Source organism: Mumia xiangluensis (genome assembly GCF_010994095.1).
Lineage (GTDB): Bacteria > Actinomycetota > Actinomycetes > Propionibacteriales > Nocardioidaceae > Mumia > Mumia xiangluensis.
The window spans coordinates 97,072-110,162 of record NZ_WJYO01000007.1 but is presented as its reverse complement, the minus strand read 5'-3'; the positions used below and the strand labels follow the sequence as shown (position 1 = coordinate 110,162).

The following is a 13,091-nucleotide window of genomic DNA, read 5'->3' as shown; positions in this document are numbered from 1 at the left end:
TCACGTGCCGGGGCACCGGTCCGCCCACTCGATCCGCACGCCGGTCACGGTGTAGGCGCCGTCGAAGTGGATCATGGTGTTCGGGTTGAGACAGACCTGCTCCACCGCGCCCGTCGAGTTCACGGTGTAGCGCAGCCACACGCGGTCGTCATTGCGGGAGTTGTGGACCCAGTCCGAGCCACGGCTGCGGGACCCGAGGTTCTGGTAGGAGCTCGTCACGTCCTGGAAGCTCGACGTCGGCGTTCCGGCCCACCAGTGGTCCATGGTGAGGTAGAAGCACACGCGGGGCCACGCGCAGCCGTTGAACGACTCAGCCGAGGCGGGCGACGCTCCCATCGTGACGGCGACGAACGCGGCAACTGCCGCGACGACACCGGTGATCCGCGACCTCATCGTCACCAGCTCAGCTTCTTGCAGACGTTCGGGTCCTGGTCGCCCTCCCACGAGTCCTGCCGGTGCATCATCGCGTCCCTCGTCTGCGGACCGTAGACGCCGTCGGCGGTGATGCGCTCGATCTGCTGGACGCGCCTGAGCGCGGCCTTGGTCTTCGGGCCGAAGTTGCCGTCGACGCCGATGTTGAGCACGGCCTCCCCGTAGCCGCGGTAGCACCAGGTGATCGAGTACTGGAGCTGCCAGACCGCGCGGTTGCCGTTGTAGCCCTGCTGGAGATGACAGTGCAGGCTGCCGCTGCTCGTCGCCGGCACGGAAAGGATGTTGCCGCTCCTGGTGACGCCGTACCCGTTCGTGGTGCACGCGGGACTTGCCGCCGCCGGCCCCCCGGACGCGAGCAGCAGGCCCGCGGTGAGTCCGGCGGTGGCCAGGACGGTGATGACCTTCTTCTTCATGACATTCCCCCTTGTGGCGCTGGATGGACACCGTGGTCTTCCCGCCTGCTGTCGGCGGACCGCCACGGCGAAGGGATCGTGTCACCGAGGACGGAGCCGTCGACAGGCTTTTCGATGAGCGTTGAAAGTCCTCGCATGGTGAACCGATGAGTTTGCGAGCCTGTGGGGGTCCTGGTGGGCGTCCTGGTCAGGGGGAATCCAGTGCTGCGCATCCACTTCGGCGAGCTCGACCTCGCCCGCACGCGCCTTGCCGACGCGCCCGACCCGTTGTGGGAGATCGCCTCGAGCCTGCACCGCTTCCAGACGCGTCGAGGGCGGTGGGCACACGGTCGCTGGCACGCGGACGCGGTCCGCACCCTGCGCGGCAGCCCGCTCGGTCGTGCCGTACGCACGCTGCTCCTGCCGCTCTATCCGCGCGCCCAGTACTTCCCCGACTTCCTCACCCCGGGCGAGGGAGAGGCCGGTCTCGGCGCGGGACTCGAGGCGATCCTCGCCGCACCGAAGCGCCGTGTCACCGGGGAGATCACGCAGATCGAGCCGCGCCGCCGCCACGCCTCGCCGCTGCACACGCTCGCCACGCCGCGGGAGCGACGCGTCCTGGTCGAGACGCTCCGCGCCTACCACTCCGCCGTGATCTCGCCGGTCGCCGGTCAGATGCGTGGCCTCCTCGACAGCGAGCGCGCACTGCGTGCCCGGCATCTGCTGGACGGGGGAGTGGACGGTCTTCTCCGAGGGCTCGGCCCGACGATCCAGTGGCGTCCGCCGGTGCTCAGCGTGATCGACCACGTCGACGACCGCGACGTCCACCTCGACGGGCGCGGACTCCGCATCGTCCCCTCCTACTTCTGCTGGCAGCAGCCCGTCACCATGGCGGACCCGGGGTTGCCCCAGGTGCTGGTCTACCCGATGCCTCGCACCGCCGAGGACCAGGTCGCTGCCTCCTCGGAGGAGGCCGTGGCGGCGCTGATCGGCGGAAGTCGCGCCACCGTTCTCGCAGCCTGCGCTGCCGGCGCCACCACCTCGGAGATCGCTCGACGGGCGGGAGTGTCAGCCGGGACGGTCAGCTATCACACGCGTACGCTGCGCGAGGCTGGGCTGATCAGCAGCCGCCGCCATGCCGAGACCGTGCTCCACACCCTGACCCGCCTCGGCGCCGACATGCTGCGCCACACGTCGTGACGAGCCCGGGTCAGCTCGCGTACCGTACGTCGACGGTCCGGATCGTCCCGTTGAACGGGAACGGCGCCTTGTCGTAGTAGTCGAGAGAGACCGAGCTGCCGAGGCAGGTGCCGATGTCGAGACAGTCGTTGGCGGTGAACAGCAGCGGCGCGCTGACGGGCACCTGCCCGGACGCCACGACGTCGCCGTTCACGCGGATCGTGATGTCGAGCGGACCCCCTGGTCGCGGCTCCGCGTAGACGGTCTCCACCTCGATCGCGACCTTCCCGGTCGGGAGCGGCTCCTCGGAGCGCAGCTTGGTGCGCATGAGGATGAACAGGTTGTACTCGTAGCAGAGGTAGCCGTCCTCGACGAAGCAGGTGAGGCCGCCGCCGGCACCGCCGAGGGCGTACAGGACACCGTTGGCGTTCTCCGGCAGGTCGGCATCGATGGTGACGGTGTTCGCACGGTTGCCGAGCGCGGGTGCGCAGAACTCCGGCATCCGCACGATGTCGCCGGTGAAGCTCCACTCGCGGTACGGCGTGGAGATGCGCATCTCGGGATGGAACACCGGCACCCACAGACCGCCGCCGACCGGGTACACGCTGTTGCGGGCGGCCTCGATGGCGAAGATCTCCTTCATCCGCGCAAGCCGTTCGGGGTGTTCCGCAGCGAGGTCGCGTGCCTGTGTCCAGTCCTCGTCGAGGTGGTACAGCTCCCACGTGTCGTGGTCCGGTGTCCAGTCCAGGATGCCGTCGGGCAACCCGGGCAGCCACGGCGTACGCGGTCCGAAGGCCGACGCCATCCACCCGTCGTGATAGATCGCGCGGCTGCCCATGATCTCGAAGTACTGGGTGCGAAGACGCCCTTCCGCGTCCGGGTCGTCGAACGTGTACGCGAAGCTCACACCGTCCAGCGGTTGCTGCTCGACGCCGCGGACGACGCGCGGGGGAGTGATCCCCAGGATCTCGTACAGGGTCGGGACGAGGTCGTTGCAGTGGTGGAACTGGGTTCGCGGCTCGGCGGCCGGCGTGATCGTCCCTGGCCATCGGACGACCATCGGGTTGCGTGTGCCGCCGAGGTGGGAGGCGAGCAGCTTCATCCCCTTGTACGGCGTGCTGCCGGCCCACGCCCAGCCGGCGTGGTACTGGTTCTCCGTCTTCGGGGACCCGAGCACGTCGAGCCCTCCGATGTCGTCGAGCGCCTTGATGTGCATGTCGACGGTGGTGGGGATGCCGTTCTGCGCCAGGAGCTCACTGATCGTGCCGTTCTGGCCCTCGCCCGAGGAGCCGTTGTCGCCCCAGATGTAGAACACGATCGTGTCGTCGCCGTAGCCAAGCCGCTCGAGCTCGTCGACGAGCCGGCCGACCTGGACGTCGCAGTGCTCGGCGAACCCGGCCGCGACCTCCATGAGCCGGCGCTGGAACGGACGCTCCTCTTCGGGGATGTCGTCCCACGCGGGCAGGTTCGGGTCGCGCGGGGTGAGCTCGGCGTCCTCGGGGATCCAACCCTGGGTCTTCGCCCGCGCGAACACGCGCTCGCGGTACGCGTCCCACCCGTCGTCGAACGCACCGGCGTACTTGTCCGCCCACTCCTTCATGACGTGGTGAGGGCCGTGCAGGCATCCGCTCGCCCAGTACATGAAGAACGGCTTGTCAGGCTCGAACGCCTTGTGCTTGCGGAGCCACCCGATCGCGTCGTCCGCGAGGTCCTCGCTGAGGTGGTAGCCCTCCTCGGGACGCTTCGGCGGCAGCACGCTCGTGGTGTTGCGGACGAGGTTGGGCTCCCACTGCGACGCCTCGCCGGCGAGGAACCCGTAGAAGTACTCGAAGCCCTTGCCGGTCGGCCAGTTGTGGAACGGCCCTGCCGGCGTCGTTTCCTCGGCCGGGGTGTTGTGCCACTTGCCGAACGCGGCCGTGGAGTAGCCGTAGTCGGTGAGCACCTCGGCTGCGAGCGCGGTGCTGTCGGGGATGCGCCCCGAGTAGCCGTCCCAGTCGTTCGCCAGCTCGGCGATCTGTCCGTTGCCGATCCGGTGGTGGTTGCGTCCGGTCAGCAGCGAGGCACGGGTCGGCGAGCACATCGCCGTGGTGTGGAAACGGTTGTATCCGATGCCCTGCTCGCGGATGCGCGTCAGGGTGTCCGTGCGCACCTCGCCGCCGAAGGTGTCGGGGAGCCCCGGCCCGGCATCGTCGATGAGGATGACCAGGATGTTGGGGGCGTCGTCGGCGAGCCGTGGGGGCTCGACCCGGCGCTCGTACGTCGACTCCTGCATCGTGCGCCCGGCCACAGAGGCCGACGGCGTCGGGGGAAACGGCAGGCTGTCCTGACGGGGTAGGGACGGAAAGCTGGTGTCCACGACGACTCCTCCTCGGGCAGGGCGTTCGTGATCATCATCATGGCCACGATCCATGCGCCCGCACCTTTTGTCGTCGGCGTCGTGCGACGGCGCCCGGTGAGCTCGGGAGCTAGGTCCCCGGATGCTGACGGACCCGGCCGAGGATCGACCGGCTGCTGCGGCGGCTCAGGATCGACGCGCTGCTCTGCTCGCTGAGGATCGAGCAGTTGCTCTGTCGGCTCAAGATGGAGCAGTTGCTCTGGTGGGAGAGCATCGACATCACCGACATCAAGGACCCGATCGAGCCGACGGACAGCACCGAGCCGATCGAGCCGATCGAGGCGATGGACCCGATGCTCCCGATCGAGAGCACCGAGCCCTCGGAGCAGATCGACAGGAACGAGTTCTGGGAACGCCACGAGAGCACGGCGGCAGTCTAGCGTCGCTCGAGCCGGTGACGGGGCCCATGCGGGGCGGGTGCTGCTAGCGTCCATCCACCTGCCGCTTGTGAAGAGGATGCCGCCGTGACCCGATCCGACCCGCTCGACCTCGCCGCGTCGCCGCGCGACAACCTGTACGCGTTCGGCAAGACGTGGGGGACCTTCGGCGAAGACCCCCTGATCTCGACCTTCCACGGGGCGATGTACGCCTCGGTGGGGACGTCGCGGCTGCAGCCGCTGTTCGGGTACGCCGGGACCGGCATCACGAAGGTCCGCTTCGTCGGCGAGGGCGCGGGCGAGCGACTGCAGATGCGCGGCAAGGAGACCGGGTTCTTCTACGACCTGCGCACGGGGGAGGTCATCGAGAGCTGGGACAACCCGTTCACCGGCGAGACGGTCGACGTCTTCCCGTTCCTCAACGACAAGATCGGCGGCGAGCTCACGCTGGAGATGCCGAGGCTGTACGTCGGTGACGCCGAGGAGCACGGCGTCGCGATGAACGAGAACGTCGACGCGTCCGACGACGGGACGCTGCCGTTCCTCCTCCCGTGGGCGGTGTACGGCGACGAGGTGCTGCTGGAGTGGGACTACGCCCACGAGTACCCCAACCCGGTGACACCGTCGGGCTGGCCCAAGTCTTCGACCGGCGACACGATCAACCCGTCGGAGCACTTCGTCATCTACACCTCCAAGCGAGAGCTCGAGGACCGCGACCTCGCTTCGGCGCACTTCCGCGCCGGGTTCTCGCGCGTCTCACCGTTCTGGCCGTGGATGCGGATGGGTGGCTCGGGCCTCGAGGGCGGGGTGATGACCGGCCGACTGCACAGTCGCAAGACGATCCGCGGGCTCGACGACGTGCCGCCCAAGATCCGCGCGTACACCGAGAAGCACCACCCCGACTACTTCGAGGCGCCGGAGGACTGGGACGTGTCCGGCCCGATCCTGTCGTCGTGGGAGGCGTACGCCCGCAGCACACCGCGCGAGGCGTGAGCCGTTCCGTACGTCGGTCAGCGCCGGCGCGCGTGCAGCGTGCGGGCGGCACGACCGTCGACGAGGGTCAACGCCAGCAGACTCGCGGCCGTCGCACGACCCGCCCAGCCACCTCGGGCGACGACGACCGCGGTGCCCACGTTGGCTGCCGCTCGCGCCGCCAGCCACGGCCACCGCGGCGTACCCCCGAGCAGGCCAGGCACCAACGAGAGATCGACCAGACCGAGCTTTCGCGCCGTGCGCGGGTCGGCGACGCCGGCCAGCGGCCCCACGCGACTGGGCTGAACCAGCAGCGCCGTACCGATGACCAGCGTGGCGGCACCCGCGATCCGGCTCGCCCGCAGCGCAGCGTCCTCATCCATGCGGTGATCCTAAGTCAGTCATGATGAGGACGACGGCTATCCGCAGGAGGGCATCATGTGTCGCTGGCTCGCCTACTCGGGCTCACCCGTCCTCATCGAGGACCTGCTGTACAAGCCCAAGCACTCCCTCATCGTGCAGAGCCTGAGCTCCGAGCTGGGCGCGGAGCCGACGAACGGGGACGGATTCGGCGTGGGTTGGTACGGCCGTCCGGAGACTCCAGGACTGTTCCGCAGCGCTGAGCCGGCGTGGAACGACCGCAACCTGCGCGACCTGGCGACGCACATCGAGTCGCCGCTCGTCTTCTCGCACATCCGTGCCTCGATCGGCTCGCCGGTGCAGCAGACGAACTGCCATCCGTTCCGGCACGGTCGTTGGCTCTGGATGCACAACGGGTACCTGGACGGATTCGCGTCCATGAAGCGTGACCTCATGATGGCGGTCGACGCGGACCTGTTTCCCTCGATCGAGGGTTCGACGGACTCGGAGCTGTTCTTCTTCCTCGCGCTCACCTTCGGTCTGACCGAGGACCCGCCGGCCGCCGTCGCCCGCGCGGTCGGCCTGATCGAGGAGACAGCACGGCGGCACGGCGTGGGGTTCCCGGTGCAGATGACGGTGGCGACGACAGACGGCGAGACGATCTGGGGGTTCCGCTATTCGAGCGAGGGCCGCTCGCGCTCCTTGTTCCACAGCACCGACGTCTCGACGCTGCGCCACCAGTACCCCGACAACCCTGTGCTGCACGGACTGTCGGACGAGACCCGCCTCGTGGTGTCCGAGCCGCTCGGCGACCTTCGTGGCGCGTGGCGCGAGGTCCCCGAGTCGACGTGCGTGATCGTCCACGGCGGCTCGGAAGAGCTGCGCGCGTTCCAACCCGAGCTCGGCGCATGAGTCTGCCGAAGTCCGTCGACGGCGTCATCTCCCGTCTGCGAGAGATCGATGCCGGGCTCCCGGCCAAGGACGGGGTCGCGGTGTTCAACCGGATGTACCTCACCGTCACCGAGCGGGTCGCGGCGGTCATCGCCGATCCGGCGTCGGCCGGCACCCGGTTCCGGGACGCGGAGACGATGGCCTCGCTCGATGTCGGCTTCGCCAACCACTGGCTGGCGGCGATCGACGACGACGCGGCGGGGCGGCGGGTCGCGCCGGCGTGGCGGCCACTGTTCGAGTCACGTGGCGCGCGGCGCTTGTCCATCCAGTACGCCGTCGCGGGCATGAACACGCACATCGAGCACGACCTTCCGATCGCCGTGGTCGACACCTGTCGAGCGGGTGGCCTCGAGCCTGACGACATCCACGCCGACTACGAGACGGTCAACGACATCCTCGCCCAGGTCGAGTCGTCGATCCGGCGGTCGTTCCTGGACGCGTCAGGGCGTGCGGTCGACGACCGAGTCGGCCCGGTCGTCCACCTGATCAGCACCTGGAAGATCGACAAGGCACGTGATCTCGCATGGGTCACCGCCGAGACGATCTGGGCGCTGCGCCGGACGCGGATCCTGCGTGGCCGCTTCCTCGACGGTCTAGGTCACACCGTCGGCATGACGTCGAGGGCGTTGCTCATCCCCACGGACTAGTTGGTGATGCTGATGTTGAAGTTGGCCGGGTAGGCCAGCGACGGGTCGTACCCGCGATCCTCCATCTCCGTCTGCAGCGTCCGCAGCCGGTCCAGCCACGCGAGCATCACGCGCCGTCCTGCTCCGTCGAGGGCCATGTCCTCGACGTGGCTCTCGAGGAGCATGTTGAACGGGCGCCAGGTCACGAAGAGGACCGCGAGCGTGTCGAGCGCCCGCACCTGATCCATCTGGTCGGCGCTCGCCGGGACCACGGCGGGCACCGCGAACCCGAACGTCCCGTAGTCCCAGATGACGTTGTTGAGGATGTCGTGCTCGACGGTCGAGAGGTGGATGACCGTCGCGCACACCCGGGCCAGCCATTCACGGGTGATTCCACCGTCGGGTCTGCTGACGGGGTTCGGCAGCAGCGTGTCGAGCGCGTCGGCCCACCGTGCGAGGTCGGGGTCAGCGCGGACCGCGTCGTCGTCGGCGTAGTACAGCGCCAGGTACTCGCGCACGTAGTCGAGGTTGACCGCCCACAGCTCGAGGACGTTGTCGCGGTACGGGTAGGCGAACGGCGTCTCGGTGGTTCCGCGGCGTTCGAACTGGGTGTCCGGGGTGAAGCTGTGCAGGTCGAAGCCGTGCAGGTGCCGCGCGGCGAGGGCCGCGACCTCCTTCGCGTCGTGGGAGAACAGCGTGACCGCGAAGCTCTTCGCGCCGGCGAAGTGGGCGTTGCAGTTCTCGAGGTTGCCGATGAGCAGCGTGTGGAAGGTGTGCTGGAGCAGTCGCCTGACCGGGTGACGGGCCATCAGCTCGTTGATCGTCGCGATGGTGACGTCGGTGAGGATGACGTTGTGGATCGAGAGGTTGTGACGGAAGGTCGTCATGTCCTCGTTCATGGCCGCAAGCAGTGCTCGGCGCGCGGTTTCCTGCTCGAGGTCGTCGCTGCGGATCACGGTACGGGTGCGGAGGCCCGCCGCAGTCGGTGACAGCACGGCCTTGCCGCCCGGCCGGAGCAGACCGTCGCGCACCGGCTGGTCGAGATAGTGCGAGAGGTCCACGACGTACTCGTCCTCAGCGGCCTCACCAGCGGTGACCTCCTGGGCCGTCGCTCGCCGCAGGAAGGAGCCGAACGGACCGCGTACGGCGATCTCGGCGATGACGTCGGCGTCCGGCCCGCGCAGCTCCGGCGGCAGCACCGGGCGCCGTACTCCCGCCTTGTCGAACTCGCGCGGGTAGACCGCGTCGAGGAAGGCCTGCTCGTCGGCCGGGATCGGCGGGGCGTCCGGTGGCGCCAGGTCGACCAGCAGACGACGCAGTCGCATCTGCACCCGGATCTTGAGCCCGCGCCGCTCGGCATGGTCGGACGGGATGAACGTGGCCGCGACCCGGACCCCCGGCAGAGGGATGTCCGGCCACAGCTCGTCGTGGGACACGTGGTCGATCCGCGTGTCCACGGGTTGCGCCAGCGGCTCGATCGGGTGATCTTTGAAGCCGGCGCTGAGAAAGCCGGCCAGGATCGTGCGGTACAGGCGGAAACGCTGCCGCGTCAACATGTTCCGAGAGTAGCCGCGCAGCACGATCGTCGGGGATGAGACGTATCCCAGACGACCCTCGGTCGACGCAGGCGGGCCTGATGAGGGAGTTGCCATGGCCACCGACGTACCCGACGAGCTGGCAGCGGCCAACGCGGCGACCGGCATCGACCGCGGCGAGCACCAGGCGACCGTGTTCGCCGAGCACATCGCGCGGGTCAGGCGTGACGGTGCGTTCATCGAGCCGCCCGACCTCGGCACCCCGCCACCTGGCCCGCAGCCGGCCCCGGACGCCCTCCGTGGCGCGAAGGTCGCGGCCGGACGGGTGCTCGGCGCCGTCGGCTCCGGCCTCCTGCACCGCGTCACGAGCCTGCTGGGTCGGCACACCAGCGGCCGGATCTGGACCAACTGGTACGCGTCGGGTGCACATCTGCCCGGGCCCGTGTCGACATCGGTCAAGATTCTCAAGCTGGCCCACATGCGCGAGACGCTGTTCGCGAACAACGTCGTCCGCACGTACGCCGCCGGTCAAGCGACCGGGTTCGCCGAGCCGCAGTCGCAGGTGCCGGCGTTCGCTCGACGGTGGCGGACGGCCGACGGCAGCTGGAACGACCTCTCCCGTGACGAGGCGGGGAGGATCGACCCGATGGTCGGGGCCGCGTACACGCGGTTCTTCCGCAACGTCGGCGACGATCAGGGCCTTGCCGGGGTGCGCCCGCGCGAGAACCCCGCATCCGACCCGGTGAGCGTCCGCGACGTCAGCCGCAAGCTGCTCGCCCCCAAGGGGCCGCGGGTCGAGATGCCCTTCCTCAACCTGTGGGGTGGCGCCTGGATCCAGTTCCAGAACCACGACTGGATCAGCCACGGCACCGACCTCGACGGGGAGACCGACACGATCCCGCTGGCCGAGGACGACCCGCTCCGGGAGCACGGCATCGAGCACCTCGAGGTCCGCCGGTCGCTCTCCGATCCGACCCGGCGCGACGACGGCGCCGACCGGGACATGCCGGTGACGTTCCTGAACGAGGTGACCCACTGGTGGGACGCCTCTCAGATCTACGGCAGCGACTGGGAGTCCCAGCACTCCCTGCGCGCCCACACCGGGGGGCGGCTGATCGTAAACGACGACGGCTCGCTCCCTCTCGACCCCGAGACGGGCACCGAGCGATCCGGTTTCGTCCGGAACTGGTGGGTCGGGCTTGCGATGCTGCACACGCTCTTCGCCCGGGAGCACAACGCCATCGCCGACACGCTCGCTCGGTCCTATCCGGACTGGGACGACGAGGCGCTCTTCCAGACCGCCCGCCTCGTCAACGCCGCGCTGATCGCCCGCATCCACACCCTCGAGTGGACGCCCGCCATCCTCCCGAACGAGGCACTGCTGAGCGGCATGGAGGCGAACTGGTTCGGTCTGGTGACCTCGCTGCTCGGCGGAGAACGTAAGCAGGCGCTCGAGGACGTCCCCATCGCCAGCCGGGAGCTCGGCGGGATCGTCGGCAACGCGCCCGGCGACGCCCCGACGTACGGGCTGTCGGAGGAGTTCGTCAGCATCTACCGTCTGCACTCGCTGCTGCCCGACCGGATCCGCCTCGTCGATGCCGCCGGCGACGAGCTGGCCTCCGTGCCGTTCCAGCGCACCCGCCATGCCGCATCGCCTGCGCTGCTGGCCGAGCACGGGTTCGAGGCGCTGGCGCGGACGCTGGGCGAGCAGTCGGCGTGTGCGCTCGTCAACAACAACTACCCGGACTCGTTGCGCGCGATCACGGTGCCGGGCGCTCCGGTCGCCGACATCGGTGCGATCGACCTCTACCGCGACCGCGAGCGTGGCGTGCCGTCGTACAACCAGCTGCGTCGTGAGCTCGGCCTCGAGCCGGTGCCGAGCTTCGATGCCCTCACCGACGACCGCGACTGCGTGGCCACCCTCCGCGAGGTCTATGGCACCGACGCCGACGGGCACGACAACATCGACGACATGGACCTGCTGGTCGGCACGCTCTCGGAGGGCCACCGGCCCACCGGGTTCGGTTTCGGCGAGACCCTGTTCCAGATCTTCATCCTCAACGCATCGCTCCGGCTGTTGGGTGACCGGTTCTACACCACCGACTTCCGCGAGGAGATCTACACGCCCGAGGGGATCGCCTGGGTGGACGGGACCACCATGAAGGACGTCCTGCTGCGTCATTACCCCGACCTCGCCCAGACCGGCCTCGCCAACGTCTCCAACGCCTTCGAGCCCTGGGACATCGGCCCGCTCTCGCCCGAGCGCCACCCGCTGCGCGCCTGGGAGGGACGGCACGACGACCCCTGGGCCGGCGACGCCCCGGACGTTCGCTGAGCGAGCGTCATCCACCGCGGTCACGAGCGCGTTGCGAGCCAGACTGGTAGCGGCCGATGAATTGGGCACCGTGCGGGCAGGGTTTGACTGTCGGTACCAACGGTCAAGCGTCAGGCCCGGGTGGCTCGAGAGAACGGACGCCCGGGCCGTCCTGGGGGATCTGGCGTGTGGTGACGATGTGCTCGGCGACGTCGAGGAGCCGGATGTTGGTCATGTTGGAGACACGCTGCAGGAATCGGAAAGCGCGGGGATCGTCGAGGTCGTAGCGCTCCATCACGATGCCCATCGCCTGGCCGATGATCGTTCGGGTGCGCACCGAGCGTCCCAGCTGCTCGATCTGGCGTGATGAAGCGAGCGCGACGGCGATGTGGGCGGCCATGGCGACGCCGACGACCTGGTCGTGCTCGTCGAAGGCATCGACCCGATCGGCGTACATGTTCAGTGCGCCGTAGTCGTCGGCGGACGTGAAGAGCTGGAAGCAGAGGACGCTGCCGAACCCGAGGTCGCGGCTGACGGGCAGACTCCAATGGGGCCACCGGCCCTCATGGGCGAGGTCGCGGACCAGGGTGGTCCCGTGGTCGTGGATGGTGTCGAGACACGGGCCCTCGCCGACCTCGTACTGCAGGAAGTCGGCGTCTCGTGCACGGGAGCCGGTGGCGTTGAGGGTCTCGACCCGATTTCCCCGGCGGATCAGGCTGATCGCTGCCTCGTCACAGCCGGCGATGGTCTCTACCGTCATCTTGAGCGCCTGATCGAGCGTGTCGGACTCGTCGCCCTGGTCCGTGAGACACCGCGCCAGGTCGGCGAAGCGGTCGTCGGGGTCGGATTGACTCCACATCTCGTCAGAATAGTGAGGAGCGGCGCCTGGAGGGGATCAACCGGCGACCTCAACCGCGATTGACTCTGACCGCCTGGTGAATCAACGACTTGAACGCGCTCAGGTCCAGCTGATCAGGCTTCCAGCGTGCAGATGAGGCCGTCCAGCGAGAACGCCGGCACGCCGTCAGGGTTCGATGGCTTGCGCCATTTGATCTCCTCGACCACGTCGGGCTCAGCCTGCTTGATCAACGATCGAATCTCATCGATCCGAGCAGTGCGCCAGTCCTCACTCACAGCGCCAACGTACTTCAGTCACGCGTCGAGGTCGCGCCGAGCGACTATCGATCATGCGACGCGGGGGCGTTCAGGAGTTCGGCGAGGGTGACCGCGTCGGGTGTGCTGATCAGGAGCTCGTCGAAGCCGGTCAGCCGGCGGTCGACGGCTACGCGCAGCAGCGGTACGCCGCGTCGCATCGCCACCAGTCGCCGCAGACCTGACGGATGCCGGAAGGTGCCGATCTTCAGGTAGCCGGACACGGCGAGCCCTGAGCGGGCGCCGAGCATCTGAGAGGTCCAGCCCGGCTCGGCCGTCGCCTGCTGGATGGTCTGGGGAGGGGCGTTGAAGGCGGATTTCCCGGCCACCAGTCGCTCCCAGCCGGGAAACGTGACGTGGATGCCGGTGTGATCGGCGTGTACTCGGGTCATCGATGTCCTCCGCA

The 13,091-nt window shown here is 68.8% G+C and carries 14 protein-coding genes; 6 read left to right on the top strand and 8 right to left on the bottom strand.

All coding sequences use genetic code 11. The features are described from left to right. Positions 1–399, bottom strand: a complete 399-nt coding sequence (locus GH747_RS20310) for a hypothetical protein (RefSeq protein WP_205603044.1) — start codon at positions 397–399, stop codon at positions 1–3. Continuing rightward, the gene (locus tag GH747_RS20305; RefSeq protein WP_149771465.1) at positions 396–845 is read right to left on the bottom strand and encodes a peptidoglycan-binding domain-containing protein; all 450 of its coding nucleotides are present in this window, start codon (positions 843–845) and stop codon (positions 396–398) included. Before GH747_RS20305 ends, GH747_RS20310 begins: the two co-directional genes overlap by 4 nt. Before the next feature lie 201 nt (positions 846–1,046). Between GH747_RS20305 and GH747_RS20300 the strand changes: the two genes are divergently transcribed. Further along, entirely contained in the window at positions 1,047–2,024 is a 978-nt protein-coding gene (locus tag GH747_RS20300) for an ArsR/SmtB family transcription factor (protein WP_149771464.1), read from the top strand. A 10-nt stretch (positions 2,025–2,034) separates the two neighbouring features. On the opposite strand, the gene GH747_RS20295 is transcribed toward GH747_RS20300, so the two are convergent. After that, positions 2,035–4,359, bottom strand: a complete 2,325-nt coding sequence (locus GH747_RS20295) for an arylsulfatase (RefSeq protein ID WP_228553022.1) — start codon at positions 4,357–4,359, stop codon at positions 2,035–2,037. 224 nt (positions 4,360–4,583) lie between these two features. Here GH747_RS20295 and GH747_RS20290 point away from each other — a divergent pair, with 224 nt between their 5' ends. Next, positions 4,584–4,778, top strand: coding sequence for a hypothetical protein (locus tag GH747_RS20290; protein ID WP_163695833.1), 195 nt, complete (start codon positions 4,584–4,586; stop codon positions 4,776–4,778). Positions 4,779–4,862: 84 nt separating this feature from the next. Next, on the top strand, positions 4,863–5,768 hold the full coding sequence (locus GH747_RS20285; RefSeq protein WP_149771461.1) for a DUF1838 family protein: 906 nt from the start codon (positions 4,863–4,865) through the stop codon (positions 5,766–5,768). A gap of 17 nt (positions 5,769–5,785) precedes the next feature. Here the strand turns inward: GH747_RS20285 and GH747_RS20280 are convergent, their stop codons facing one another. After that, positions 5,786–6,130: a hypothetical protein gene (locus GH747_RS20280; RefSeq protein WP_149771460.1), complete on the bottom strand. Its 345-nt coding sequence runs from the start codon at positions 6,128–6,130 to the stop codon at positions 5,786–5,788. 55 nt (positions 6,131–6,185) lie between these two features. Between GH747_RS20280 and GH747_RS20275 the strand changes: the two genes are divergently transcribed. Continuing rightward, on the top strand, positions 6,186–7,019 hold the full coding sequence (locus tag GH747_RS20275) for a class II glutamine amidotransferase (RefSeq protein WP_149771459.1): 834 nt from the start codon (positions 6,186–6,188) through the stop codon (positions 7,017–7,019). Further along, positions 7,016–7,705, top strand: coding sequence for a DUF5995 family protein (locus GH747_RS20270; RefSeq protein ID WP_149771458.1), 690 nt, complete (start codon positions 7,016–7,018; stop codon positions 7,703–7,705). Before GH747_RS20275 ends, GH747_RS20270 begins: the two co-directional genes overlap by 4 nt. Here the strand turns inward: GH747_RS20270 and GH747_RS20265 are convergent. After that, on the bottom strand, positions 7,702–9,240 hold the full coding sequence (locus GH747_RS20265) for a lipoxygenase family protein (protein WP_149771457.1): 1,539 nt from the start codon (positions 9,238–9,240) through the stop codon (positions 7,702–7,704). The genes GH747_RS20270 and GH747_RS20265 overlap by 4 nt on opposite strands. A gap of 94 nt (positions 9,241–9,334) precedes the next feature. Here GH747_RS20265 and GH747_RS20260 point away from each other — a divergent pair, with 94 nt between their 5' ends. Beyond that, on the top strand, positions 9,335–11,554 hold the full coding sequence (locus tag GH747_RS20260; protein WP_149771456.1) for a peroxidase family protein: 2,220 nt from the start codon (positions 9,335–9,337) through the stop codon (positions 11,552–11,554). A gap of 103 nt (positions 11,555–11,657) precedes the next feature. On the opposite strand, the gene GH747_RS20255 is transcribed toward GH747_RS20260, so the two are convergent. From GH747_RS20255 to GH747_RS20245, 3 genes are all read right to left on the bottom strand, one after another. Then, positions 11,658–12,392: a GAF and ANTAR domain-containing protein gene (locus GH747_RS20255; RefSeq protein WP_149771455.1), complete on the bottom strand. Its 735-nt coding sequence runs from the start codon at positions 12,390–12,392 to the stop codon at positions 11,658–11,660. Positions 12,393–12,505: 113 nt separating this feature from the next. Continuing rightward, positions 12,506–12,667 (bottom strand): hypothetical protein, encoded by a 162-nt coding sequence (locus GH747_RS20250; protein WP_205603043.1) that lies wholly within the window; start codon positions 12,665–12,667, stop codon positions 12,506–12,508. A 44-nt stretch (positions 12,668–12,711) separates the two neighbouring features. Next, positions 12,712–13,077, bottom strand: a complete 366-nt coding sequence (locus GH747_RS20245) for a hypothetical protein (protein ID WP_149771454.1) — start codon at positions 13,075–13,077, stop codon at positions 12,712–12,714. Positions 13,078–13,091: the final 14 nt, after the last annotated feature.